The organism is Calothrix sp. CCY 0018, from assembly GCF_963920925.1.
Taxonomy (GTDB): domain Bacteria; phylum Cyanobacteriota; class Cyanobacteriia; order Cyanobacteriales; family Nostocaceae; genus Rivularia.
Genome location: NZ_CAWUDI010000069.1, coordinates 13,148 through 39,223, shown reverse-complemented (window position 1 = coordinate 39,223; position 26,076 = coordinate 13,148). Strand labels below are relative to the sequence as shown.

Annotated in this window: 24 protein-coding genes and 1 pseudogene; 4 read left to right on the top strand and 21 right to left on the bottom strand. The window is 39.3% G+C overall.

Annotated features, from left to right (window positions below; all coding sequences use genetic code 11):
• A partial coding sequence (locus tag ACM03V_RS31980) for a calcium-binding protein (protein ID WP_414624841.1) occupies positions 1-2,121 on the top strand: 2,121 nt, incomplete at its 5' end.
• Positions 2,122-2,404: 283 nt separating this feature from the next.
• On the opposite strand, the gene ACM03V_RS31975 is transcribed toward ACM03V_RS31980, so the two are convergent.
• The 3 genes from ACM03V_RS31975 to ACM03V_RS31965 all read right to left on the bottom strand — a co-directional run bounded on the left by ACM03V_RS31975 (position 2,405) and on the right by ACM03V_RS31965 (position 6,098).
• Positions 2,405-3,121, bottom strand: a complete 717-nt coding sequence (locus ACM03V_RS31975) for a DevA family ABC transporter ATP-binding protein (protein ID WP_414624840.1) — start codon at positions 3,119-3,121, stop codon at positions 2,405-2,407.
• A 210-nt stretch (positions 3,122-3,331) separates the two neighbouring features.
• Entirely contained in the window at positions 3,332-4,513 is a 1,182-nt protein-coding gene (devC, locus tag ACM03V_RS31970) for an ABC transporter permease DevC (RefSeq protein WP_414624839.1), read from the bottom strand.
• Positions 4,514-4,679: 166 nt separating this feature from the next.
• On the bottom strand, positions 4,680-6,098 hold the full coding sequence (locus ACM03V_RS31965; protein WP_414624838.1) for an HlyD family efflux transporter periplasmic adaptor subunit: 1,419 nt from the start codon (positions 6,096-6,098) through the stop codon (positions 4,680-4,682).
• A gap of 311 nt (positions 6,099-6,409) precedes the next feature.
• Here ACM03V_RS31965 and ACM03V_RS31960 point away from each other — a divergent pair, with 311 nt between their 5' ends.
• Positions 6,410-7,027, top strand: coding sequence for a TetR/AcrR family transcriptional regulator (locus ACM03V_RS31960; protein WP_414624837.1), 618 nt, complete (start codon positions 6,410-6,412; stop codon positions 7,025-7,027).
• A 35-nt stretch (positions 7,028-7,062) separates the two neighbouring features.
• Here ACM03V_RS31960 and ACM03V_RS31955 read toward each other — a convergent pair whose 3' ends face one another.
• The 17 genes from ACM03V_RS31955 to ACM03V_RS31875 form a co-directional block, all read right to left on the bottom strand.
• Positions 7,063-7,722: a hypothetical protein gene (locus ACM03V_RS31955; protein ID WP_414624836.1), complete on the bottom strand. Its 660-nt coding sequence runs from the start codon at positions 7,720-7,722 to the stop codon at positions 7,063-7,065.
• Positions 7,723-7,819: 97 nt separating this feature from the next.
• Complete coding sequence (locus ACM03V_RS31950; protein WP_414624835.1) at positions 7,820-8,434, bottom strand: GNAT family N-acetyltransferase; 615 nt, start codon at positions 8,432-8,434, stop codon at positions 7,820-7,822.
• A gap of 184 nt (positions 8,435-8,618) precedes the next feature.
• Positions 8,619-9,377 carry a phycobilisome rod-core linker polypeptide gene (locus tag ACM03V_RS31945; RefSeq protein WP_414624834.1) on the bottom strand — a complete coding sequence of 253 codons (759 nt, stop codon included), beginning with the start codon at positions 9,375-9,377 and terminating at the stop codon, positions 8,619-8,621.
• A gap of 129 nt (positions 9,378-9,506) precedes the next feature.
• Complete coding sequence (locus ACM03V_RS31940; protein WP_414624833.1) at positions 9,507-10,250, bottom strand: phycobilisome rod-core linker polypeptide; 744 nt, start codon at positions 10,248-10,250, stop codon at positions 9,507-9,509.
• Positions 10,251-10,370: 120 nt separating this feature from the next.
• The gene (locus ACM03V_RS31935) at positions 10,371-11,213 is read right to left on the bottom strand and encodes a phycobilisome rod-core linker polypeptide (protein ID WP_414624832.1); all 843 of its coding nucleotides are present in this window, start codon (positions 11,211-11,213) and stop codon (positions 10,371-10,373) included.
• A gap of 127 nt (positions 11,214-11,340) precedes the next feature.
• Positions 11,341-11,961, bottom strand: coding sequence for a HEAT repeat domain-containing protein (locus ACM03V_RS31930; RefSeq protein WP_414624831.1), 621 nt, complete (start codon positions 11,959-11,961; stop codon positions 11,341-11,343).
• Positions 11,962-12,206: 245 nt separating this feature from the next.
• Positions 12,207-13,031, bottom strand: a complete 825-nt coding sequence (locus ACM03V_RS31925; RefSeq protein WP_414624844.1) for a HEAT repeat domain-containing protein — start codon at positions 13,029-13,031, stop codon at positions 12,207-12,209.
• A gap of 23 nt (positions 13,032-13,054) precedes the next feature.
• Positions 13,055-13,339, bottom strand: a complete 285-nt coding sequence (locus ACM03V_RS31920) for a phycobilisome linker polypeptide (protein WP_414624830.1) — start codon at positions 13,337-13,339, stop codon at positions 13,055-13,057.
• Positions 13,340-13,551: 212 nt separating this feature from the next.
• The gene (locus ACM03V_RS31915; RefSeq protein WP_414624829.1) at positions 13,552-14,412 is read right to left on the bottom strand and encodes a phycobilisome rod-core linker polypeptide; all 861 of its coding nucleotides are present in this window, start codon (positions 14,410-14,412) and stop codon (positions 13,552-13,554) included.
• Between the two features lie 161 nt (positions 14,413-14,573).
• Positions 14,574-15,062, bottom strand: a complete 489-nt coding sequence (cpcA, locus tag ACM03V_RS31910) for a phycocyanin subunit alpha (RefSeq protein WP_414624828.1) — start codon at positions 15,060-15,062, stop codon at positions 14,574-14,576.
• A gap of 94 nt (positions 15,063-15,156) precedes the next feature.
• Positions 15,157-15,675, bottom strand: a complete 519-nt coding sequence (locus ACM03V_RS31905) for a phycocyanin subunit beta (protein WP_414624827.1) — start codon at positions 15,673-15,675, stop codon at positions 15,157-15,159.
• Between the two features lie 723 nt (positions 15,676-16,398).
• Positions 16,399-16,926: a HEAT repeat domain-containing protein gene (locus ACM03V_RS31900; protein WP_414624826.1), complete on the bottom strand. Its 528-nt coding sequence runs from the start codon at positions 16,924-16,926 to the stop codon at positions 16,399-16,401.
• Positions 16,927-17,392: 466 nt separating this feature from the next.
• Positions 17,393-18,148 (bottom strand): HEAT repeat domain-containing protein, encoded by a 756-nt coding sequence (locus ACM03V_RS31895; protein WP_414624825.1) that lies wholly within the window; start codon positions 18,146-18,148, stop codon positions 17,393-17,395.
• A 218-nt stretch (positions 18,149-18,366) separates the two neighbouring features.
• Positions 18,367-19,203, bottom strand: a complete 837-nt coding sequence (locus ACM03V_RS31890; protein ID WP_414624824.1) for a phycobilisome rod-core linker polypeptide — start codon at positions 19,201-19,203, stop codon at positions 18,367-18,369.
• 312 nt (positions 19,204-19,515) lie between these two features.
• Complete coding sequence (locus ACM03V_RS31885; RefSeq protein WP_414624823.1) at positions 19,516-20,004, bottom strand: phycocyanin subunit alpha; 489 nt, start codon at positions 20,002-20,004, stop codon at positions 19,516-19,518.
• A 91-nt stretch (positions 20,005-20,095) separates the two neighbouring features.
• Positions 20,096-20,614, bottom strand: a complete 519-nt coding sequence (locus tag ACM03V_RS31880; protein WP_414624822.1) for a phycocyanin subunit beta — start codon at positions 20,612-20,614, stop codon at positions 20,096-20,098.
• 841 nt (positions 20,615-21,455) lie between these two features.
• Positions 21,456-22,385: an RluA family pseudouridine synthase gene (locus ACM03V_RS31875; RefSeq protein WP_414624821.1), complete on the bottom strand. Its 930-nt coding sequence runs from the start codon at positions 22,383-22,385 to the stop codon at positions 21,456-21,458.
• 1,409 nt (positions 22,386-23,794) lie between these two features.
• Here ACM03V_RS31875 and ACM03V_RS31870 point away from each other — a divergent pair.
• Together ACM03V_RS31870 and ACM03V_RS31865 are read left to right on the top strand one after the other, a co-directional pair.
• A pseudogene (locus tag ACM03V_RS31870) lies at positions 23,795-24,160 on the top strand (response regulator); the annotation flags it as partial.
• A gap of 215 nt (positions 24,161-24,375) precedes the next feature.
• Complete coding sequence (locus tag ACM03V_RS31865; protein ID WP_414624820.1) at positions 24,376-24,912, top strand: HEAT repeat domain-containing protein; 537 nt, start codon at positions 24,376-24,378, stop codon at positions 24,910-24,912.
• A gap of 924 nt (positions 24,913-25,836) precedes the next feature.
• Here ACM03V_RS31865 and ACM03V_RS31860 read toward each other — a convergent pair.
• On the bottom strand, positions 25,837-26,073 hold the full coding sequence (locus ACM03V_RS31860; RefSeq protein WP_414624819.1) for a hypothetical protein: 237 nt from the start codon (positions 26,071-26,073) through the stop codon (positions 25,837-25,839).
• Positions 26,074-26,076 lie beyond the last annotated feature (3 nt).

Sequence of the window (26,076 nt, the reverse complement as noted above, 5' to 3'; positions counted from 1 at the left end):
GGTGAAGCTGGCGACGATTATATCAATGGTAATTCTGGTAACGACTTTATAGATGGCGGCGCAGCCAATGACCAGATATATGGTGGTACAGGTAACGATGAACTTTACGGTCAAGCTGATAATGATTTGCTGGTGGGAGAAGCAGGTGACGATTATATCAATGGTGGGAGCGAGGTTGATACAGTTAGTTACTTCAACTCACCGAGCGGTGTTGTTGTAAACATTGATGAAGCACAAAGTTACCAAAACGATGCCAACGCTAGAAAAGCTAAAGAAATTCGTCCCGAAAACCCAGACAAATACTACATCGACCTCGAGCCTGAATTTTATATAAATTCAGGCACTGCTTATGACGGATTTGGCAACACAGACAACTTGATAAAGTTAGAAAACATTATCGGTTCAGAATATGACGATGTTCTCATTGGTAACAGTAAAGATAACCATTACCAAGGGTTAGGCGGCAATGATTTGTTTATTGGTAGCGCTGGTAATGACACCTTAGTAGGTGGCGACGGCATTGACACAGCTAGCTACCGCCGCAGTACAAGCAGCGTCTACGTCAACTTAGAGAAAAACGAAGCTACTGATGGTTTAGGTGGTTACGACCGCATTTATGAAATAGAGAATGCTGTTGGTTCGGAATACAGCGATTCTATCTTTGGCGACTTAAAAGCAAACACCTTTACAGCGGGAGACGGCGATGACTATGTTGAATCTGGGGATGGTGAGGATAGAGTTTATGGGGAAAGTGGAAATGATGTAGTGAAAGCTGGGAGCGGTAACGATATTATTTTTGGTAATTCAGGTAAAGATAAGCTTTTTGGCGAAGACGGGGACGACTTGATTTACGGCGGCGATGACGACGATTATATCAGTGGCGGTCGTGGCAACGATAAAATCTACGGTGACAGTGGGTTTGGCAACGATACAATTTTTGGCGACGAAGGAAATGATGAATTGTACGGTGGTAGGGGAAATGATTACCTCAACGGTGGTGAGGGCAATGACTTACTCAACGGTGAAGATGACGACGATTTAATGGAAGGTGGTTACGGTGAAGACCGCATCTACGGAGGAGAAGGCAACGACCAACTGCAAGGTCAAGCAGGCAACGATTACCTTGATGGTGGGAAAGGCAATGACCTTGTTTTAGGTGATGAAGGTGATGATATCCTTTTAGGTCAAGCCGGGGATGACCAACTAGAAGGTGGTTTTGGCAACGATTACTTGCAAGGTGGCGATGGTAATGATGTGTTGTTAGGTGGCGATGGGAACGACACCCTGCATGGCGATGCTGGCAATGACTTATTATACGGTGGTGCGGGCGATGATAGTATCACAGGTGGCGACGGAAACGACGTTTTAACAGCAGTTGAAGGTAATAACAGTTTATATGGTGGCAAGGGTGACGATACACTCTACGCAGGTGCAGGCGATGACCTTTTAGATGGTGGTGAAGGTAACAACCAACTTTACGCAGGTGAAGGTAACAATACCATCTACGGCAATTCTGGTGAAGATGCTTTATACGCTGGGTCTGGCAACGATATTTTAAATGGTTTTGCTGGCAATGATAGTTTATACGGTGGAGAAGGTAACAATAAGCTCTACGGAGGAGAAGGCGATGATACTCTATACGTAGGTTCAGGTAACGACTACTTAGAAGGTGGGGATGGAAACAACCAAATCTTCGCTGCTGAAGGAAATAATATCGTCATAACTGGTGCGGGTGACGACATAATCTACGCGGGTGCTGGTAACGATATAATTACCGGAGGCGCTGGAGATGATCTGATTTATGCAGGGGATGGAGATAACTTTATTAATGCTGGTGCAGGTAAAGACACTATCTACAGTGGCAGTGGTAAAGATTTGTTTATCTTGGAACTAGGTGGGGGAACTGATAAGATAATCAATTTCCAAGTTGGTCAAGATTTAATTGGATTATATGGTGGGCTGACATTTGAACAACTATCAATTACCCAAGGTGTTGGCACTGACAGCAACAGCAACGAATTTTTTACTCTTATTGGTGATATCACCAGTGGTGATATCTTAGCTTCCCTAAGTTGGACACAAGCTTACGATATCAATAGTTCTTCGTTCACAATTATTTAGTCAACGAAATCTGGGAAATCGAGATATTTTTCAGCATCAATAACTTGCTTTATTGTTAAATTAATTAAGCAAAAAAACACCCACCTAACTTGATAGGTGGGTTTATTTGTTCACAAATGGTTTGATATGGGTAATGTTGACTTAAATGATGCCAATTGGCGGGGGCTATTCGCTTTGACAGTGAGCTTATGTATGGTGTTGTTTGGCACCGAACTACTTTGCCCAATGGTCATGTAATTGTTGAAAGAGAAGTTGCTTTTTACCTCGGAAAAAGTTCCCTCTATTATTCCCCCACAACAACCGTAGGCAGATCGGCTTCCGCAGGATTTTTAGCTAGCTTGCCATCTTCCATATATACAATGCGATCGGCTATATCTAAAATACGGTTATCGTGAGTTACCAAAAGAATCGTACAGCCTTGTTCTTTCGCTAAAGACTGCATTAAATTCACTACATCTCGACCAGATTTTTTATCAAGTGCAGCAGTTGGTTCATCAGCGAGTACAATTTTAGGACGGCCTACCAAAGCTCTGGCGATCGCCACTCTTTGTTTTTGCCCTCCAGATAAATCATCCGGATAATAACTAACACGATTACCCAAGCCAACTAGATCCAGCATCTCCACAGAACGGGTATGCATATCTTTGGGTGAAATATTTCCATGTACCTCCAAACCCATACGAACATTTTGTACCGCCGTCAAACTTTCATGTAAATTATGAGCCTGAAATATATAACCATTATCCCGTCGCGCTTTTACTAACTGATGGGGTTTAGCACCACACATTTCTTTATTTAAAACCAGCAAACTCCCTTCCTGAGCAGAACGTAACCCGCCGATCAAAGTCAGCAGAGTAGTTTTACCAGAACCAGAAGGGCCAGTCATAATAATAATTTCACCACCACCAATATCCAAATTGATATCAAACAACACCTGCTTGCGAAGTTGCCCCTTCCCGAAAAAATGATTGAGATTACGAACAGAGATAACAGAATCCATAAAAAATTAATAGTTAGTAGTTAGTAGTTAGTAGTTAAGACTTATGCAGCGACAACGGAAAATATAGTGTTTCAGACATTAAGATCCCCCCAACCCCCCGTATTATTGGGGAGCTTTGCGTAAGTGTTAGTTGTTAAGAATTAACAGTGAGAAGTTAAAAACTAACACTTTAGTTTTCATAATTAACTGATAACTGTTCACTGCTCACTGTTAAAACATATCTGCTGGATCTGCCGATTGCACTTTACGAGTGGCTACAGCACCGGAAATCATACACATAATAATAGTCATAACCTGTACTTGAACTGCTCTTGCTACAGTCATGTAAAGGGGTAAATTGGTTGCATTACGGGTAAGTGCGTACAATCCCGTTGAAATTGCAGCCCCAGGAAGAAAACCTAATATAGCTAGAATTATCGCTTCTTCAAAAACTACACTGAGTAAAAAGAAATTTTTATATCCCATTGCTTTGAAAGTCGCGTATTCTTTAATATGGGCGTTAACATCTGTAGAAAGTACTTGATAAACAATAATTACTCCTACGATAAAACCCATCATTGTACCCAGAGCAAAAATAAATCCGATCGGGGTGTTGGTTTCCCAGTAGGCTTTTTCAAATGCAATAAATTCTTCTTTTGTTAATACTTTAATATCATCGGTATTTTTGAGATGATACTTTAACTTTTCTGCAACTTCTTCAACTTTATAACCAGGTTTTAAACGAATTAAACCTAAATTAACGCTTCCAGAATCTTGGTTAGGAAACAATCTTAAAAAGTTTTGGTCGCTAGTCATTAAAGTTCCATCGGCGGCAAAAGATGCCCCAACTTTAAACAAATTGTCTATAGTTATAGTTCTTCCATTTATTTCTGTTGTTACGGTTTTACCTTGTTTTATTTGCTCAATTACTTCGCCGTATTCGCCTCTAGTTGCTTCATCAAATAAAATAGTATCTGGCAGTTTAATTGAATCAATATTGTTATTCACCTCTGGCAAATCAAACGCCGGTTGATCGGGATTAAATCCGATAATCATTACTTGATTTTTTTTAGAAGTCTGAGGGTTTTTCCAAGTCACAAGACTATTGTAAATTGGTTCTGCATTTGCGACTCCCGGTACGTCCATTGCTTGATAAAGTCGCCTTCGGGTAAAAGTAGATAAATCTTGCAAATTAAGCGCTTGCGGATTTAACAATACGATATCTGCCTTTAAGCTCTCATGTAATATAGTCGCGCTATTAAACAAAGCACTTCGGAAACCAAGCTGCATTAACATCAGCAAATCCGCAAAAGCAACACCCGATAGCGCCACTGCTAAACGTCCTTTTTGGCGAGTTAATTGCAACCAACCTAAAGGAGTTCTTCTTTGTAATTGTTGGATAAATCCAATCATAAATAAGTTTAGATTTTAGAATTAACAGTTACCAGTTATGAGCTAGGAATTAAAAGTTAGGAATTTTTACCTTTAATCTTGGAAAAGTTTATTACATCTACTTATAAAAACGAGAAAAACAGCAGCTAACAACTAACCACTAACAACTAACAACTAATAACTAACTTTAAATTTCAACAACTGCTTTTACTTGTAAATTAGTAAATTTGGCAGCTTTTTCGCTGGATTCATCATCTAATTGCACGTGAACTTCTACGATTCGGGAATCAATATTTGTTGATGGGTCGCTATTAACTACATTTTGCTTCTGTACTTGCAAACCAATTTGATCTACTATCCCGGTTAATTTACCTGGTACTGCATCAGCTAAAAGTTCTACTTCTTGTCCTAAACGTATCTTATTAATGTCGCTTTGGTAAACTTCGACTATCGCGTACATCTCGCTGGTTTGACCAATTTCGACTATTCCTTGATTTGATACTTTTTCCCCAGGGCGAGTATTAACGTCAAATATTTGACCGCTTTGAGGTGAACGCACGTAAGCCTGCTTTAAATCTGCTTCCGATCGATTCATTGCTGCTACAGCACGGTTAACTTCTGCTTGAGCAACCACTACATCTACCGAGCGAACTTCTGCAATACTTGCTAAAGTTGCTTTACTTTGATTTATTTGTTGTTCTAAAGATGATTGAATCCGTTCTAAATTCGCTTTTTCTTGTGCTACTTGCTGCTGTCGGGATGATTGAATGCGCTCTAAATTAGCTCGTGCTTCTGCTAATTGCTGCTCTTTAGAAGATTTAATCAGCTGTAGATTAGCTCTAGCTTCTGCTAATTGCTCTTTTGCTATTTGTAAAACCAAATTCTTGCTGTCTTTGATAGATGTTGAAATTGCTCCTGCTTTATACAAGCTTTGATAGCGCTGGTATTCTAACCGAGCATTTTCCAACTCTGCTTCTAAACGAGCAATAGTTGCTCTTTGCGCTTCTATTTCTCTGGCTCTTTCGGCTTGCAATCGATTAATAGTTGCTTGTTGCGCTCTAGCTTCGGTAGTTTGTTCAACTTGTAATCGATTAATTGCTGCTTGTTGCGCTTTGATTTCCGTGGTTTTTTCAGCTTGTAAGCGAGCAACACCAGCTTTTTGGGCGTTGATGTCCCCTTGTTTTGCACCTGCTTTAACCAAAGCCAAATTGGCTTGAGCAACTCTTACGGCTTCCTTTGCTTCTTTAAAAGCAGCCATAAGTCGATCTCGATTATCTAAAATCGCTATTACTTGATCGGTTTTGACATTATCTCCTTGTTTTACAAGTAACTGCTCAACTCGACTTCCTTCTGCTCCCATCGCCGGTGCGGAAAGCTGAACAACTTCTCCTTTGGGTTCGAGTCTTCCCAAGGCTGTCACCGTTTCTATCTTGGGAATTGCTGGAACTGGTGCTTGGGGCTTTTGCGCTATTTCTCCACCCTTAAAGCGTTGCAGCGTGTAAATACTAGCTCCACCCATAGCAAAAGCTGCCACCGTCATCACTAAGCGTGATGGGCGGGCAAGTTCGGGAGACGGTGAATTATCTAGTCTAAGGTTGTCTTGCATGGCATCCCAAAAAATACTGAATTTTGATTATTTCTTATTTATAATACAATTAGACTAAACCGACTAGTTTAGTTTTGCTGATTGTAGATTATTGTAGGTTTTACGGATGCACGCTGAGAGAAGTTAAGACTTTCGGGGGTTTTTGCTGAAAAATAATACAGTTTTACTCGGAAAATATACTTGTTTTTAGTAAAGAGAGTAAGGAAAACGGGAAAATGTCTGAAATAAGAGTATCGCTATTTGTAGAGTTTTTCGTATGTTTTACTTCATCTCGATAAAATTGTTCAATTAAAACTAAAAATCGGTCAATAATGAAACTATTAAAATTTAGCGAAGCTCAAACTGAAAATTCAAAAGATAAAGTAGAGCAAATTCTACAGGGAGCAATGCAGGAATTTTTGGTGCATGGCTACGCTGGTACGAGCATGGATAGAGTTGCAGCGTCGGGGGGCGTTTCAAAAGCAACTGTTTACAGTCACTTTCAAGATAAGCAAGGGCTTTTTAAGGCATTAGTAGAAAGACTAGCAAAAGAAAGATTTCAATCGGTTTTTGGAACTGAGGATTTAGTTGGAGAGCCGAAAAAAGTACTGCACGAGTTAGCAGTAAAAGTATTAAACGAGATGCTTCAAGACGAAGAGTATATGGCGTTTATGCGGGTATTAATTGGAGAATCTGGGCGTTTTCCAGAAATGGCTCAATTGTGTGTTGCGAGTTTAGTCAAGCCTGCTGTAGATACTCTTCACCACTACTTAGCATCTCATACCGAGCTTAATATATCAGATCCAGAAGCAACCGCAAGGATTATTGTTGGTTCATTAGTTCACTTCGTAATGACTCAAAAAATGATGCATGCTTCGGATATTTTACCAATGGAAAGTCATCGGATTACAAATACTTTGACAGATTTATTATTAGGAGTTAGGAGTTAGGAGTTAGGATCTAGGAGTTATAAAAATTTTGACCTTTAACCTTTAACCTTTGAATTGATTTCTGTTTCTAGATTATTTCGGGCAATTTTTTCTTTTGTTTGCTGCATTAATTCGGTAAAGTAAATATTTTCACGCTGTAGGAAATTTTGTAATATTTGTTTTCTAGCTGCAAAGTATTTTGCTTCCGGTACCCAGATATATTCTTGGCGAATTGCGTGAGTATATTTACTGTATTCGTTAGGGTTACTGCTTAGAATTGCTAAATCTGCATCTAATAAAATTTGAGCATCGAAATCGTTAGTTAAAGCTTGATGATTTTTAGTTGCTAAAATCAAATTTTTAACGTTTTTAATAATGTCAGAGGGAATTGAAAGCGATAAAAGAACTTTATCAGCATATTCAGCGCTCTTTTGTTCGTTATCATTTGCTTTGCTGTTGTAAACTACGTCGTGAAACCAAGCAGCAAGTTGAACGGTTTTGGTTTCTAAATCTTCTGTTTGAGATTCTAAAGTTTGAATTACTTCTAAAACGTGGTGAATGTGTTCTAAATTATGATAGTAGCGATTTGGAGTAGAATAAGCTGCAACTATTTGAGTAAAAGTTTTTTCGGAAGCAGTTTTGTTGATATTAAAATTTTGCAGTAATTCATGCCAATTTTGGAATAGCTTATCTGTGATTTGATTGGAATTGAGCATATATGACTTTATATATATAAATGATGGTTCGTAGTAGCGCTTCAGCGCCTCCGATAAGATGCGCTGAAGCGCTACTACGAACCTTAAAGCAGGTTTCTTAATTCTTATTAACCCGAAACATAAACCAATTTTTGACGTTTTCTAATTCTGCTGTATTGGAAACATCGTAACCAAAACGTTGATAATAACCGACGTTTTCTTTTGTTTGAGTATCAAGAGCGACACCATGAGAGTCAGAATGTTGCTCTGACATTTGATGTACTTGTGAAAGAATTGCGCCACCAATCCCTTTTCCCTGACTTTGCGGATGTACACCGAGAGCGTTGATGTAGAAATGAGGGGAGGGGGGTTTATTTGCCTTTTTAAGATTAGAATATGCTTCGATTCGCATTAAAGCTTTTTCGCCGATTGCAGTTGCGAATTCTTCTTCTGAAGATGTTGTTTTACTTTCAACATCGTGATTATTTTGTTTTTCTGGGGGAGTTATAAAAGCAACTCCTTGTAATTCTCCTTCGAGAAAAGCACCTAGAACCAAATTATCAACAATAGATTCTTGATCGCACATGGATTTTAACAAGTGTTTCATCGATTGTTTATATGCATTACCAAAGAAGTATTGCATGAGTGGATAGTTTTCAAAGGTATTGAAAAATATGTCAATAATATTCTCTGTATCTTTTGTATTTAAACGAGTGATTTCGATGGTAGACATGGGTAATTGATTATTGGTAATTGTTAATTGATAACTGAAAAAACTACTGGGTTTAATTTCTACTCAATGCAACAGCTATTTAACAAAAAATTACTAAATAACTGCTGTATTAAAACAAAAATTAAACCCAGTATAAAGGTGTTATTTATTTTTTTGAATTGACAACTCAGAAGCCTTTGTTGCTTTAACGAGTACGAGAAGGTACTAAGTCTAGGTAATCTAAGCTGGAAGCCTTAATACTTTGAGCGTAGTTACCTTTTCCACTAACCGAGGCTGCCATGTCCGCATATTTACGGGGGTCGCCTTCGGAAAGTCGCTGGTTTTTAGCTTTCTCGGAGTAGAATTTGTCCAAGGTAAAGCGCCAGTCGGTTTTGACGGTTCCAGCAGTTTCTTGGAAGTCTTCGTTGTAGCGAGGAGTTACCAAGTTGAAAGGACGACCTTCCATGCGTTTGCGTTGGAAAGGTACGATGGTATCGCCGAAGCTATCGGTGTACTCTTGGCTATCTAGGAGGGCATTAACAAAGCCGGTAAAGCCTAAAGTTGCGATTTTAATTGACCAAGCAATTTCTTCGTCTTTGTTGTAAGCTTTACGACCTAATAAACGTCTGAGACAGATATCTACTAAGCGATAGTTATTGTTAACTTCGACAACTACGCGGTAAAAAGCTTCAGACTGGGCTAAACCACGAATAAAGTCGCGTACTGTAATAGAACCGTTTTTCAACTGAGATTCTAAATTCCTTTGCCGGTTAAAGCTAAGAATTTCATGCTCGCTGAAAACTTGACGATATCCAGCCCAAATGATGTTTTGAATATCGGTGTAGGAACCAACGTCTTCTAAACGATAGATATATGGTGTATCTTCGTTTCTGTCAGCTTTACCAAAGCTTTCAACTCTTTGATTTTGAGTTGTGGGTTTGTATTGAAGTAATGGCAATACCATTTGCAATTATCCTCTAATTTATTAAGTGATTCAACAAAACAGTTGAAGGATGAAGAATTAATTTTTGGCGTTATTTTATTCTTTTATCCTTTTACTTATTTTCCCTTATTCAGGTCACAATGGCGGTAATTATCCCAAGGGGAAACTCGCCGTGGAACTGATCGAAACCGGAATACCTTTCGGTTCGCTTTCTCTTGTCATGTCGGGAATTTCGATGTTCGCGGTGCTAATTGACTGAGGCTCAAATGTTCTAATTGAAGCCGAACTCGCCATATCCATGAAGTTGTTGATATCGCCCCATTTGTAGCGACTATCTTCTTGTTTATCGCGCCAATAGTCGGCGTAGCGAGGAGTTACTAAGTTAAATGGTCTACCTTTGTAACGGCGACGTTGATAGGGAATCGTATTTTCCCCAAAATTACTCAGATATTCTTCCGAATCAATCAAAGCATCAACAAAATTACCCCAACCTAAAGTAGCAATCTTAATTGACCAAGCAATTTCTTCATCTTTATTATAAGGGGCACGTCCCAAAAGACGTTTGAGACAAATTTCGACAACGCGATAGTTAGAATTTGTCTCAACTACCAAGCGTCGAAATGCGTCGGATTTTGCCAAACCTCTAATGAAATCGCGTGTGGTAATCGCCCGATTCTTCAATTGAGATTCAAGATTTTCTTGACGATAAAACTTGAGTATTTCGTGTTCGCTGAATACCTGACGATATCCCGCCCAAATTAACTGCTGAATATCGCTATAAGTAGGAGAATCTTCCATGCGATAAATTCTCGGTGTATCCTCGCTGGAAACCTCATAACCATCAACGCGCTGGTTTTGAGAACTGGGTTTGTATTTTAGTAGTGGAATTGACATGATTATCTAAGAATTGTGAATTGGGCATTGGGAATTTGTGAGAGGGGGTAGAGGGGGTAGAGAGGGAAGAATAACTAATTATTCCTAACTCCTAACTCCTAACTCCTAACTCCTAACTCTTTAAGTAGTCTTCCTACCGGGTACATAACGATAAGGTAAAGCTACTTCTACAGGCTTGATGCTGACTTGAGGTGTGGTAGATTCGCGTGTCATATCCGGAATCTCCATGTTTCTAACTTGAGAAGTTACTGTGGCAATGGTTCTTTGATAGTTACGCTCTTCGGTTTTAATACCGCTAGCCATTGACATAAAGTTGCCAGGAATGACTTTGCGAATTTCTGCTCCGGTTGCGTATCCTCCGGAAGTACGCGCGGTATAGTACGAAACACCTCCATAATTCCGCATATTCAAGCGGTTGCGGAAGTCTGCACCGTAACGGGGATTTACTAAGTTGAATGGTCTGCCTTCGTAGCGACGGCGTTGGTAGGGTACGATGTCGTTACCGAAGTTCTGGCGATATTCGTCGCTGTCTATCAAAGCGTCAATAAATCCATGCAAGCCTTTGGTGGCAATAATAATTGACCAGGCGATTTGCTCTTTTTTGTTATAGGTAGCACGCCCTAAAAATCGCTTGAAGCTGATATCAACTAAGCGGTAATTAGAGTTGGTTTCTGCTACTTCTTCCCAATAAACGCTGGTTTTTCCTAAACCTCGGATAAAATCGCTGACGTTAATTGCCCGATTTCGCATTTGCGATTCTAAATAAGGCTGGCGATACCTTTCTAATATCAAGTGTTCGCTGAAGATTTGACGATAACCCGCCCAGATTATTTCATCAATGTCTTGATCTGAAGTGGCATCCGTCAATCTATACATAAGGGGCGTGTCTTCACCAGGCACTTCATAGCCTTCGACACGCTGATTTTGAGAACTGGGTCTATATTCAAGTACGGGTATTGACATTTTGGTTATTTTATGTAGTTGAACAATGGGGGATGGGGGATGGGGGATTGGGAATGGGTAATTGGTAATATTAAATTCCTAACTCCCAACTCAATGCCTTATTTCCATCCAAAAAAGGGGCTTTTTATTAACTGGCAAGTTTCTGATGAGCTAACGCGACACGAGCGCGTACCGCTGCTTCAGCATCGTTTGCACGCATTTGAGAAAATTTAGCTTCTATTTCAGAAAGCAAACTAGGAATTTTCGCTAATTCTTGCAAACCAACAACAGCAGCGTAACGAATAGCCCAGTCTGCATCTTGAGTAATTGAGAGCAGGGTAGCAAGTGCTTTTCTAGTCGCGATCGCGCGTTCGGAATCATCCAGTTTGTGCCACTGCAAGCAGCCCAAACCTTTAGCAGCAGCACGGCGCACGCTAGGGGCAAAGTCTGTTTCAGCAGCTTCTAACAATAAGTCTAAGGCATGGGGGTGAGCAATTGCTGCTAAGGTGCGAATTGAATAAGCTCTAGCACCATAGTTATATTCATCAATTTGTTCGAGCAGTTGCGGTACCGCTGCTTCTCCTAACTCTGTTAATCCTTTGACGGCTATTACCGCCGCTGCGGGATTGTTGTATCCAAATACAGCGATTAAAGCGGGTATTGCTGCTGTATCTTTTGCCGCTACTAGGTTTTGTACTGCCGACACCATTCGCTCTGATGAATCAGCATCGGCGAGTATGCGAATTAATTTTTGGGTGTCGGAGTTCATGGATTTTAGATTTTAGACTTTAGATTTTGACAACGGATGCGTTTCTTTTGGATTTTGGATTAAAAATATTTTGTTAAAAGTTGGGAATTATAAAGTTAGGAGTTAGGAGTTAGGAGTTAAGAGTTAGGAATATGAATTTTCGTTATTCCGATAAATGTGGATAAGACGTAGCACTGCTACGTCTCTACAAGCTGTTTAGTGTTTAATCTGGCATCAACTAACAACTATCCACTGACTACTAACCACTACAAAAGCGAATCCATTATTTGCATTAATTTAATGGTGTCGTCGTTGAGGGTGGGTGCATCTGTGTCTTGAAGTTGATGTTCGAGCAAACCCTTGAGAGCTATTAGTTTAAAACTGTTTTCAACGGAGGCGATCGCAATTTTATCTGCTGCTTTCACATACCCTACGGCACCCAAATCGCTTAATGCCATGCGACGCAGTTTCAAATCGCCGTTTTGCAATACTTGTACCAAACGCTCTCCATATTCTGGTTTGCTTGTTAATTGATACATTGCTCTAGCGGCGGCGCACTGCACTTTAGTTACCGAATGTTCGAGAAATGGGTGAATAACATCTATAGCTTCGGTTGCACCAATTGCTCCTAAAGCCTCTAATACTGCTTCGTAAGGCTGGATTAAGTGAGGTCTTCCGGCTACACTGACGGCTGCTGCAACACCCCCATCTAATAGCTCTAACAGTGCAGGAATCGCTCTTGCATCGCCAAGCATTTCTAAGGATTGAGCAGCAGCCTCACGCACGTAAAAATCCGAGCATTCCAAGCATTTAATTAAACCCGGTACGGCTCGGTTATCGCTTAATTTGCCCAGCGCTCTTGCAGCATTACGTCGTAGAGGATAACCTCCTAATTCAGTGCGATCGGCTTCATCATCCAAAGCTGCAATCAAGGTATCAACGACTTCCGCACTATTGACGCGAAACTTACCCAACCACCAAGCAGCATAATAGCGGAGACTTAAATCCGAACATTGCAGATTAACAATTGCTTGCTGCTCTGTTAGCGGTGGTGCATTCTCTGCTGAATGTTCTGCGCTCGGTTCAGTAATCATCGCCAATACTATTTCTTCTTTTATTTTTTCTTTTTCTTGACGTTAGATTCGCTATCGGGCTTAAGTGCAGATTCAGCAGTAACTTGCTCAATATTGACAATCTTGCCACCCATGCGAGTAATTCGCTGCATTTCCTCATTCATCCGATTGTATGGTACCGTCATGAATACGCTACCGCTACGGCGAATTTGATAATTATTCTTATCTGTCTCTTCGTTCTGACGTATACCTACAACTTCATAACGAAACATCCGGCTTTTAGCACTAGAAATTCCATTAGTACCAACTGTTGTCTGTCCGTACATTGAATTACTCCCCTGTTACGATTTTGGATTTTAGATTTTGGATTAAAAGAGTTAGGAGTTAGGAATGAAGATTTAGGAGTTAGGAGTTAGGATTTAGGAGTTAGGATTTAGGAGTTAAATATTTAATTTCTACCCCCTCTACCCTCTCTATCCCCTCAAAAAAATCTCCTTGTCCCCTTGTCCCCTCATCTCCCAATCTCCCCATCTCCGCCCTAAGCTGGCGTTACGCTAACAATCTTCCCGCCTTGACGGAGAATTTGCTGCATCTTATCTGATAGCCGTTCGTAAGGTACGACGATGGCGTAACTGCTGCGTCTTGTTTTGGGATATTTTGGAAAAAGCTGACCTGTTACTTCGATGCGATACGAACGATCGCCTTCTCCTACTGCATTACCTACATTTCTTCTTGGAGATACATCGTTAGTTGCACGGTAGTTCCAGTTACTGTTACTACCTGATGGTCCCACAATTGAAGATGCGCTATTGGTTCCTAATTCCCTTGCCAAACGGGACTTGCTTCCTTCTACCTGAGCGCGATCGCTATTTGCATAACCCCGGTATAAACGGAACATCCGATTAAAACCGACAGTTTTCTGTCCCGATTGGGTTGCAAATCCGCGATAGTAAGGTACTATATTATCACCGAAATTTTCGGTGTACTCCATCGAGTCAATATAAGAGTCTATGTCAACGTCGTACCCTTCGTTATGATACAAATCGTTGTGGTAGCTCACTTCTGACTCATCATAAGGAGCGCGACCTAATAAATGCTTGTAATTTAGTTCGATAAATCGAGTTTGGAAATTGTTGTAGAAAAACTTATTCTTATACAATTCCGATTTAGCTACCGCACGAACAAACTCGCGGACGGTCATGTTACCATCACGCAAAAGCGACTCTGCACTTTTGAGTCGTTCGGAGGCCATTAAATAATCATTTCCCAAAAGCTGTCGATATACTGCACGAATTACGGCTTCTATATCATCCTTTGTAGCGTTAGAGCGCAATTCAACTTTTGGTATTTGATCGAAGGCTTCTGTTCCCAGCCTGGATGCTGCTGATGTAATTGCCATTACTATTTATTCCCTTTATTTTTACGCTTGCTTCGGAAGCGGTTTTTGATAAATTTTTTTATTTGCTTAAAAAAAGCTTAAAACAATGCCCGGAGACCAATACAACTGCTAGGTGATAAACCCCATCCAGCACTTGCATCCCTCTCCGGGCAGAACGCTTACTAGCTTAAAGCGTTAATTGCATAGTCGATGTAGGTGTTAGCTTCGTTTGCAGCTTGGCCGCTCAAACCGTGGCTGCCTTTGATGTGCTTCAAAGCTTCTACATACCAGCTAGGAGACAATTCAAAAGAACGGTTGATTTCATCCAAACCAGCAATCAAATACTCGTCCATAGGACCTGTACCACCAGCTACTAGGCAATAAGTTACCATGCGTAGGTAGTGACCGACATCGCGAGCGCACTTGGACTTACCGCGAGAATCAGCAGCGTACTGAGGTCCCTGCATCTGAGTGGTGTAAGGATATTTCTGATATACAGCTTGTGCAGCGCCATCAATCAACTTCTGAGCTTGAGAAGTTAAGCTACGAGCAGCTTCCATGCTAGCGGTAGCGCGGTCAAAACGACCGTTAACAGCTTGCAATTCGGTGTTGCTTAAGAAACGACCTTGGGTATCAGCAGATGCAATTGCTTCGGTAATTGGTGTTTTCATGTCTTACAATCTCCTTTATTCTTTGTTTTTTTTGCCTAGATACCGATTTATCGGTTCCGGGTTTCCTTAATCGCGTTTAAAAAGTATTTCGCTCTTACGCAACCGCAGCAGCAGCACGGTCAAAATAGCCACCCAATTCAGACATCAACTGGCTGCAATCACCCTTGGTGATACCATTAGGGTCATTAGCCATCTTGATAGCTGTATCTTTCATCTTTTGAACGCCCTTAGCTACGGAAGAACCGGGAGTTCCCAAAGCTTGGTAAGTTTCGCGCAAACCATTCAAGCAACGGTCGTCTAATACACTTGCGTCACCTGCAATCATAGAATAGGTTACATAGCGCAAGATGATTTCCATGTCGCGCAAACAAGCAGCCATACGACGGTTGGTGTAAGCGTTTCCACCAGGAGCAATCAACTGAGGCTCTTCTTCAAACAATGAACGAGCAGCATCGGTAACGATTTGAGAAGCATTGCTGGTGATGCGGTTTACGGTATCAAGGCGCTTATTACCTTCTTTCACCATGTTGCTTAGAGCATCTAACTGCTCGCCGCTCAAGAATTCGCCTCTGGAGTCAGCTTGGGAAACTACTTTTGCGAATGCATCTAACATCGACTTTTCTCCTGATTGCTTAGTTTTTATGTATTGCCTTGATTAAAAATGGCAGTCCTTTATCAAAGGATGGGATATAACAGATGTTGTTTTAACTGCCAATTTATTCGCCTCATCATCCTAATTCGATGTCATGCAAATTAGAAATATGAGAATCTTGGCTTATTTTATGAGAAACAGACAACCTTTGCAAATTGATTGTCCCTTTTAAATTGTGCCTGTTATTTAACCCCTCCAGATTATGTTTATACACCGCCACAAGGACAGATTTTGTTACAAAATATTAAAAAATGCGATAGTGCAATAAGAAAAACCTCAAATCCTTTACATATAAGAGATTTGCCTTAAAAAACCCCACTTTTTCCGTTACAAAACTTCATTAAATAGCTCAAATAGATTAATTAATTTTGTTTTTAGCTTTTCTTAACTATCTCAGAACCCCATACATAACAAGTATTTGAGTACCATGATACAATTCCAACGTACTGTTAACCCCTTAATAGTTGTTAACAAAAGTAGCTCCGCAACCTAATGTAAATTTTTGAAAATATTTTGATGGCAACAAAGTTAAGAAAAACCCGAAAAGCCTGTGAATACAGGGGAATTAGGAAAAAGTTCCCAGCGAACAGTTAGCAGTTACCACTGAGAGGGGGGAGAGGGGGGGATGGGGAGATGGGGTAGAAATAAAAAATTCACTCCTAACTCTTAACTCCTAACTCCTAACTAACTGTTCACTGCTCTGGCAATTCGAGACTGTACAACTTTGTCGTGTTCTTGTTTTAATGCTTGTTGTAAAGCAATATTGGCTTTAGGGGTAGCAATTTCCTGTAAAGAAACCGCAGCAGCATAACGTAAACCCCAATCTTCAGGGGTAAGTAACGCCCAAATAAGTTTTTCCGAAGCTCGATGAATAATTTCCGGGTTGCTTGAGGTGCTGCCAATGCGCCCAAGTCCCCTTGCTGCGATGCGACGGACATTTCCTTGACAATGGTTGGCAACTTCTGTACCTACAACTTCAGCTAATAAATCAAGGGCTTCTGGGTTGCCAATTCGAGCCAGTACCTGAACCATATAAACTTGTATGCCTTGGTCGGTAGAATCATAGAAAGCATCAATCAATGGTTGTACCGTTGCAGGTGCAGACTCAATTAAAGCCTCAACCGCAGCAGCACTGACATGAGGATTATGCTGTTTTAAAGATTCGACGAAAGTATTTATTGCAGTAATATCAGGACAATCTAAAACGTTCATAAGAATTTTAAATTTTGGATTTTGGATTAACTCATAATCTTGCACCATTATCACTTAGCTTTTACAACCGCCTTGGAATAAATTCCCAGGCTCACATACAAAGTCTGATAAATCAGACTAGCAAAGGCTTTTAGTGCGTTTCAACGTATTTTGTATATCAGTCTTGAAATTTATTTCAAGGCGAGAATTTGGGTTTATTGAGAATGGTGCAAGATGTCAGATAAACCAGACTGCTTAAGGGTTTTAGGTTATTTTAGTGCGTTTCAACGTACTTTGCATATGAGCCTTGAAATTGATTTCTCTGCGTTCACGCGGAGCGTGCGGGCTAGAAAGCCTCCGGCTTACGAGGCGGGTATTCGGGCTTAACGACAATGGTGCAAGATATCAGTTAATAGTCTTTTAGGAGTTAGGAATTAGGAGTTTAAATTTCTCCTTGTCCCCTTGTCCCCTTGTCTCCCCATCTCCTTCAAACCTGAATCAATAAGTCGTCAATTGCTTGAAAAATTGATTGGGATATTTCTTTTTGGGAAGTACCGCTATCTAAAATATTTTCTAAAATTCGCTTCAAATTTAGCAGCTTCAAACTCGACGGAACTGTTGCTGTAAGAATGGCTTCTACTGCTTGATGATGTGCAACCGCGCCTAAATCAAAAACCGCCGCCCAACGCAGGTACATATTTTCATGGTTGAGGAATTTTAAGATATGCTCAAGGTATTTTGGTTGTTGAGTCAAAATATAGAAATATCGTGCAGCGGCACACTGGATTCTTTCAGAAGAATTATTTAAGTAAGGTTCAATTAAAGAGCGACATGAATCAACTTTCAAAGTTGCAAGTGCTTCAATCAAAGCTTCGTATGGCTGTTCTCGATCGCACTGCATCATCTTCAATAAAGGAGCGATCGCCCTTTCATCGCCAATAGCAGCTAAAGCTTGAATTGCTGCTTCTCGCAAACGAAAATCATCGCATTCGCAAGCTTTAATTAATGCTTCTACAGCAGATCGATTCTTTAATTGTCCTAATGCGCGTGCAGCTTGACGGCGCAGAGGATATCCACCCGACGGTATGCGATAGCGTTGATCAAACAAAGCTTCACACAAAGCCGCACAGCTTTCCTGTACTTGATGCTTTCCCAACCACCAAGCAGCATAATAACGGATTTGATTATCCTCACTTTGCAAAGCAACTTCCGCCGCTTCCGCAGTAAATATTGGTTCGTTCATCAAGGAATTTTGGATTTTAGATTTTGGATTAAAAAAATTGGGGAGTTAGGAATTAGGAGTTAGGAATTATTAATATAGGACTTACGCAACGGTAACGGAAATAAGCGTGTTCCAGACATTAAGATCCCCCCAACCCCCCGCTAATTTGGGGGGCTTTGCGTAAGCCCTATAATAATTATTTTCTCCCCATCTCCCATCTCCCCATCTCCCCCTCTCTCCTAAGCTGGTGTAATTTTCACGATCTTACCGCCGCGTTTGTGAATTTCTTGATATGTGTCTGATAGACGGCTGTAGGGTACGGTGTAAACTTGTCTGCTGCGACGCACAGCTACTTTGCTATTAAGTGTACCTGCTATGACTTCAATCATAAACATTCGATTGTCCCCCCGTGGTGCGGAACTAATCAATGTTGGTGCTGTGGATGTAAAGCTTGATGCCGGGGAGGTTGGCGGGATAATCATGTTTGCTTGGTTTTTGGAAATCTGTCCGCGCAAGCGTGAATTTTTACCGCCATATTGAGCGTTGTCGCTGTTACTAAATCCTCTGTGTAATGCAAATATCCGGTTGTATCCTACAGTCTTCATGCCGGGAATTGTACTAAATCCACGGTAATAGGGAACGGTATAGTTACCAAAAGCGGCTTCGTATTCCGAACTGTAGATATAGGATTCAATATCTGCATCATAGCCACTCGCAGCGTAAAGGTCTGTATGATAGGCTATTTCTGATTGATCGTAAGGCGCACGTCCGAGTAAATGCTTGTAGTTTAATTCAATAAACCGCACTTGGGAATTACTTTGAAAAAAGCATTCTTTGTAAAAATCAGATTTTGCTAAGGTTTCAACAAATTGCTGTACGTCAATTTTACCGTTGCGTAATAAAGACTCGGCGCTAGTAAATTTTTCGTTAGCATATATTCCTTGACGACCAAAAACGTGGGTGTAAGCTGCTTTAAACACCAACTGTAAATCGTCTTCGTTCCAATTTTGACGCAGTTCTACTTTATTCTCAACTGCGTCTCTAATGGCTAATCTTTCTGCAACTGAACTACTCATATTGACAATTTTCCTTTTTTTTAGAGGTTTGTTAACTAGTACTTCACCACATTGGTTTGTAGTAGCGCTTCAGCGCATCCGGATTCAAGATGCGCTAAAGCGCATCTACGAACCATAAAAAACTTATGTGGCGGAATACTAGATGAAAAGGGTTTAATTTTCCACTGAAAAAATGCAAATAAACCTGGTTTCTTGGGAATAATCGAGCAATATCCGCTTTTTTACTCTCAAAGAAACCAGGTTTTTAACGCTTCACAAATGATGTTCGGGAATAAATAAGCGGTGCTGTTTTAACTGAATACTTTATTACTTCTAACTCAATGCGTTGATTGCATAGTTGAGGTAAATGTTAGCTTCTCCGGCTACATCTTTGCTCAAACCATGATTGTCGCGGACAAATTCTAAAGCGGCTACATACCAGCTAGGAGATAAACCTAGAGCGGCATTTAGTTCGCTTAATCCAGCAACAACGTATTCATCCAAAGGGCCAGTTCCGCCAACTACACAGCAGTAGCTGATAGTACGTAAGTAATGGTCGATATCGCGCACGCATTTGTTTTTACCTTCGTTGGTAGATGCGTATTGCGGCCCTTCCATTTGGGTGGTGTACGGAAACTTTTTATACACGTGATTTGCTGCTGCTTCTGACCATTTTTTACCATTTTGGGAAAACGCTTTGGCTGCTTCTAAACCTGCTTTAGCACGGTTAAAGCGACCGAAAACAGCTTGCATTTCGGTGTTGCTTAAGTAGGAACCGCGAACGTCTGCGGTTGATATTGCTTCAGTCAAAGGTGTTTTCATAATTCTCGATATTCCTTAATTTGGGTTAATCAATTTTGGATTTTTTCGGTTATTTGCAGTCTCACAAAAACTGCGATTCAGAGAAAGTCTATTAGACTACAGCAGAGGCGGCGCGGTCAAAGTAGCTTCCAACTTCCGACATCAATTGGCTGCAATCGCCCTTGGTAATGTTGTTGGAATCATTCGCTATTTGCATGGCAGCTTCTTTCATTTTTTGAATTCCAGAAGCCACAGCATCACCGGGAGTACCTAAAGCTTGATAGGTTTCTCTTAAACCGTTTAAACAACGGTCATCCATTGCGCTGGTATCTCCGGAAAGTATGGAATAGGTCACGTAGCGCAGAATAAATCCCATATCGCGAATGCAAGCAGCTTGATTGCGGTTATGGAAGCAAGCACCACCAGCATTAAAGACTTGCGGACGTTCGGCTACTAAACCACGATAAGCGTTTGCCACAATCGAAGAAGAGTTGCTGCTGAGTCTGTTAACTACATCTAAACGCTTATTACTATCAGCAACCATTGCTGACAATCCATCGATTTCGTTATCTCCGAGGTAAGCACCTTTCTTATCAGCTTGTTCAACAACTTTAGAAAAAGCATCAAGCATTTTTTATTATCTCCTCAAATTTATTCAACTTAAATCGGTTCGCCGCAGTACAATTTTTCAGCATAAATTTAGCCAATATCCGATAATTTTTGCATTTCCTAACCATTAGGCATCGGCGTTGCCTCATGCAAATAATTAGTCCAGAAAGACTTTATCTTTTGCTGAATTTGTAATTGCTTTTAAAACCTTGTCTGTATTTTATATATCAGTTGAACTATTTTTTTATTAAGTTTAGTGACGAAAAATAAATCTACGTCTAATTTCTTAAAACCTTTGATCTATATCCTTTTCAAGGGTTAAAAAGTGCATAAACCCAAAATTTGCGTTACATTTAGATACTTTTCTTCATTCAGGTTTACAATTGGACTTTTCTATAATTTTAATTGTAAAAAAAAGTGGTATAAAAATATTTTTTAAATAAATACACTAGTAAGATATTTTTTTCATCAGACATTTTGCACCGTTCTTAAAACAGCTGAAGGTTGCAAACCTCCAGCTAATAGCAAAAGCCCTATAAATACTACTATACAAAACTTTAAGTGCGTTTCAACGTACTTTGTATATTAGCCTGGAAATTTATTTAAAGGCGGTTTATCAGGCTTGTTAAGATTAGTCTAAGAATAATTACAAGGTAATAATAAATACATTGCAACTACTTATAATGATTAAAAAAAGATGGTTAACGTTTGATTATGCAAATATCAAGTGAAAGTCTTGCTATCACCGGAATGATTGCCTTAAATTAAAATCAATACAATGTTTTGCCAATAATTTATTTATGTAAATATCAATTCAAAAACTTATAAACATAATTTGTATTTTCTATTTTTTCTCAATTCGCTTAGCGTCGTCTTAAAACTTGTAATAAAGTTGAAAATACTTGAGGAAGAGGTGCAACAACTTCAACTAAATCGTTAGTAAGAGGATGTTTTAACTGAAGTTTCCAAGCGTGTAAAGCTTGTCCGGGTAAATTCACTCCTACCGAACGACCGGAACTATAAACAGAATCTCCTACAATTGGATGACCAATTTGAGCGCTGTGAACGCGAATTTGATGGGTACGTCCTGTTTCTAACTGAAAGTGCATTAATGTATAGTTCCCAAGACGTTCTTTTATTTGCCAATGAGTAACAGCTTCTCTTCCACCTTTTTCTACAAGAACAATCGCCATTTTTTTACGTTCTTTAGGATGACGACCTATAGGTAAATTTATGGTGCCGGACTCTTGTTTAGTTACACCATATACTACACCAAGATATTCTCTTCGCGCTGTTTTGGCTTTGAGTTGCGCTTGTAAGCTGTGATGGGCAACTTCCGTTTTGGCGATCGCGATCGCACCCGTGGTATCTTTATCGAGTCTGTGAACGATTCCCGGACGTTGTACTCCACCAATTCCTGGCAAATTAGGACAGTGAGCCAAGACTGCGTTAACCAAAGTACCATCGGGGTGCCCTGGTGCGGGATGAACCACTAAACCAGCAGGTTTATTTAAAATAAGTATTTGCTCGTCTTCGTACAAAATATCTAAAGGAATATCTTGCGGCTGTAATTTTAAAGGTTCGGCTTGCGGTATTTCTAAAGTTATAGAATCCCCTTGTTTAAGAGTTATTTTTTTAGAGTTACAAACTTCACCGTTAAGTCTAACGTGCCCTTGTTCGATCAACTGTTGAATTCGCGATCGCGATAAATTCGGGTTGTTTTGAGAAAGGTAACTATCTAAACGCGAACTATTTTGTTCAACTTTTAAAGATATTGATTGATTTGATATCATTTTAGGTAATTTAGGTAATTGATAATTGAGACAAAACTATAATTATCTGAACTCGCTTTTTAATTATCTCAATTATTACCACTTCACCGAATATTTGCTCCAAATAAAAATATCTGATTTTTGTTAGCATAGCTTATACTTAAAAACTCAGCAAATTTTTTGTTCCCAGTTTCTTATCCAGCTTTTAGCTTTTAATTTTTTCCTCTTAGACAAATTCTCCTAGATTAGCCAGCAGTTGACTCGGAAAATCCTAAATCTGAGATACTTAATTTTTTTCTTTTCGCTGTGTAAGCTTTATAACTATTTCAATCAATCATTCCCCGTACTGGTAAGAACTAGCAAATTTTAAACCTTCTAATAAGTTAGCAATGATACATCACAAATAATTCAATAGTAACTGATTAGATAGAAAGCTCATTGTTGACTGAGTTAAACTAAAAGCAGTAACAATTAATTGTTTTTCTGTAACGTTAGTTGGTAGCTGCTCAGTGTATTGGGGTCACAATATGTTTACAAGGGTATTTAGAAGGCTACTATCAAGCTACTTAAACGATATACAAACATCTTCGTATTAAACATTACTATTTTTTGATAGATAACAAATCCTAAAATGGCTGTAATTAGGCTTTATAAGCGTTTTTCAAAGGTTTTTCACGAAAAAATGCTCAATTAATGTATTTTTTCTCACATAAATGATAGTATTAAAAAACTTACAATGAGTTTTAACTACATTGCTTCAGAATTTAACAAAAATTCTGCAATTTTAAATTTCCCTATGTGATTTGGCTCGGAGTTTTGGATTGAGTGTTCTAGAATTTAAAATAGGAATACTATTTTAAAATAGGACTACTATAAAGAACCACGTATTTGTGCTAGCAGCTATTTAAAGAATTGCGTTGATTGTTTATTAGACATTTCTTGCTTTTCTTTATGAGCGCGAAAGCACTCTTGATATTAACTTGAAACCGAGTCCATTCAATATGCAAAATAATCAATCATCTTTACAGCAGTATCTTTGGTGTGATTTTAACGACGAATATCACGCAGAAGATTATTCGGATACAGAAGATAAAGACTTGTTTGAGAATTTGAACGATAACGATGATTATTTCGATCAAAGTTATGCAGAATTAAACGAACAAAATCATAGTTTGGATGAGAGTTTAAATTCATCCCAACCTTACATAAGTTCTAATTCCGAGAATGATTTAGATAATAATAGAGATAGCTTCTTAAGCACAACTATTAATTTTGCTGATTACGATGATGAAGATAATGATTCTCAGCATGAAGATGATGCAATTCATTATCTCAACTTCATTAGAAAATCTGAGATAGCAGTTTCTCAACGAAATTATTTAGAAAGTAGTAGTTATCGTTACGGCGATTACCAGCAGGAAGAAAATATAAAAACTTACACTATTGTTTGTATAGATGACAGTAGAGCGGTGGTAAACGCCATCAAAATGTATTTAGATGATAATATTTTTTCTGTAGTTGGTATTAACGATCCATTAAAAGCTTTAATGCAAGTTATCCGCTTAAAGCCAGATTTAATTTTGTTAGACATAACCATGCCAACATTAGATGGATATGAATTATGTTCTTTATTGCGGAAACATTCTGCTTTAAAAGAAACACCAATAATTATGGTGACGGGAAAAAAAGGAATTATCAATCGGGTAAAAGCCAAAATGGTGAAAGCATCAGATTACATTACAAAACCTTTTGGGAAAAAGGATTTACTCAAAGTAATCTTTAAATATCTTGTTTGATGAAAAATACGAATAATAAAGCTGAAAATCATCTTCAGTATTATTACGGGCGTGCGGTTGCATAAATGTTAAGTGTATAACAGTACTGATAATGTTATACCTTCATCTTAATGAAAAGCATTTACCTAAACAGCTCGGCGAAAGAGTTTGCAAAATTTGTTAGTTACAGCTTTGCTTCTACCATCTCTCTAACATTGCCGTGCTTCTCCTCACCATTGTTTATCACCACAGCATCGGCACAGACAACCGAAAATGCCAATCTCCAACAAACAGCTACAGCAAGCATCAAGAATGCAATATCTACTTTAATTCAAGTATTGAGAAGTGAAAATACAGAAGCTAGGGTTAATGCGGCGCGTGCATTAGGTGGAATGGGCAATCAAGCCAAAATAGCCGAGCCAGCTTTGATGGTAGCGCTAAACGATAGCGAGTCAGAGGTACGTTACACTGCCGCGACTGCTCTAGCGAATCTAGGTGGAGATACCAAAGTTGCTTTACCTTTGTTACAAGAAGCATTACAAAATGAATCCAAGTGGATTCGTAACGATGCTGCTTTTGCATTGAGCAACCTGGCGCTGAATATGCAAGCAAAGGTACGTAGCTTATCTGACGAGGAATTGAATCAAGCAATTACCGATTTTGAGAAGAGTTTGGAAGTTATGGGGAAATCGAAGTATGATATTTCCCCGCAAGCGGTTAAATCGATTAATGATTCGTTGGATTCTTTGAAGAGGGAAAGACAGCGTGGGTGATTTGATGCAGGGATTTTAAATTTTAACAACGGATGCTTTTGTTTTGGATTAGAATTAGCCCTCAGACTGGAAGTCTGGGGCTAAACAAGCGAAACCCGCCTGCGCGGGTTAGGTTATGGGGTGTTTTTATTTAGAAAGAGTACTACTCAAAGCCCCCCTTTTTTAAGGGGGGTTGGGGGGATCTCAGAGTTGGGAATGCCTACTTATTAGTTGCGGTTGCGTAAGTTCTATTAGTAATTAATGCACTATTTATTGCGCTGCAAAAAGCGGATAACAAGAATAATTACCCAAACAAATATACTAGCAATTATACCGGCTAACAAACTGTAGTAATTTTACTTAGATACAAGCCTATGTGGGAGGTTTACGAGTATTTTAGAATATAAATTTCGGAAAAATCTATTTTTGACTGTGTAAACATAATGTAAAAAGCTTGAAACGGTTGCGATAAGCCGCACCTTTGGTGATGAGCCGCACCTTTGGCGATTGCTTCCTCGTGCCTCGTCGCAATGACAAACGATAATTGTATAACCCACGGAGGTGGGTTTCGTTTGTGTAGCTGCGGTTTCAACCGCCGAATCAATTAATAACCAATAACTCAATAATCAAATAAATATCATTCCCCACTCAACCATTAACAAATTTATTAATATATAAACATCCGGAAAAAAAGCATAATCACCGCACCTAAATTATTAATATTCAAAGATACAAAAAAACTGTAATCGCTTCTACAGAAAGAATTCCTTGAGTATAAGAACCCAAAAGCGATAATTAATTATTTATAAAAAAATATTTGCCATTCACAATTTTTGGTTTTAATATTGCTTTACTTGTCAACAAAAACTTTCATACATATTTTACTTTTTCTGCTACATTAGAGTAATCTAAAAGTTAGTAAGTTAGTTGCTTGTCATCTACCACCTAACTGACGCTCTCTTTACTGGTTATGCTGTTAGTTGGTGCTTCTTCTAAATAAAAAATATCCAGGGTGACGATTCTTGTAGAAGAATGACGTTTTTGTGAATCTCTCACCGCTAATCGCTGCATAGTATCGCTGCAAAACTTCTCTTTTTGTTTGGTTGTGCTTATGTAATTTCTACCTGCTGCATATCCAGGGTTAGCGAAAGATAGAAACAATACGTTTAAAGTTCTATGCACGAA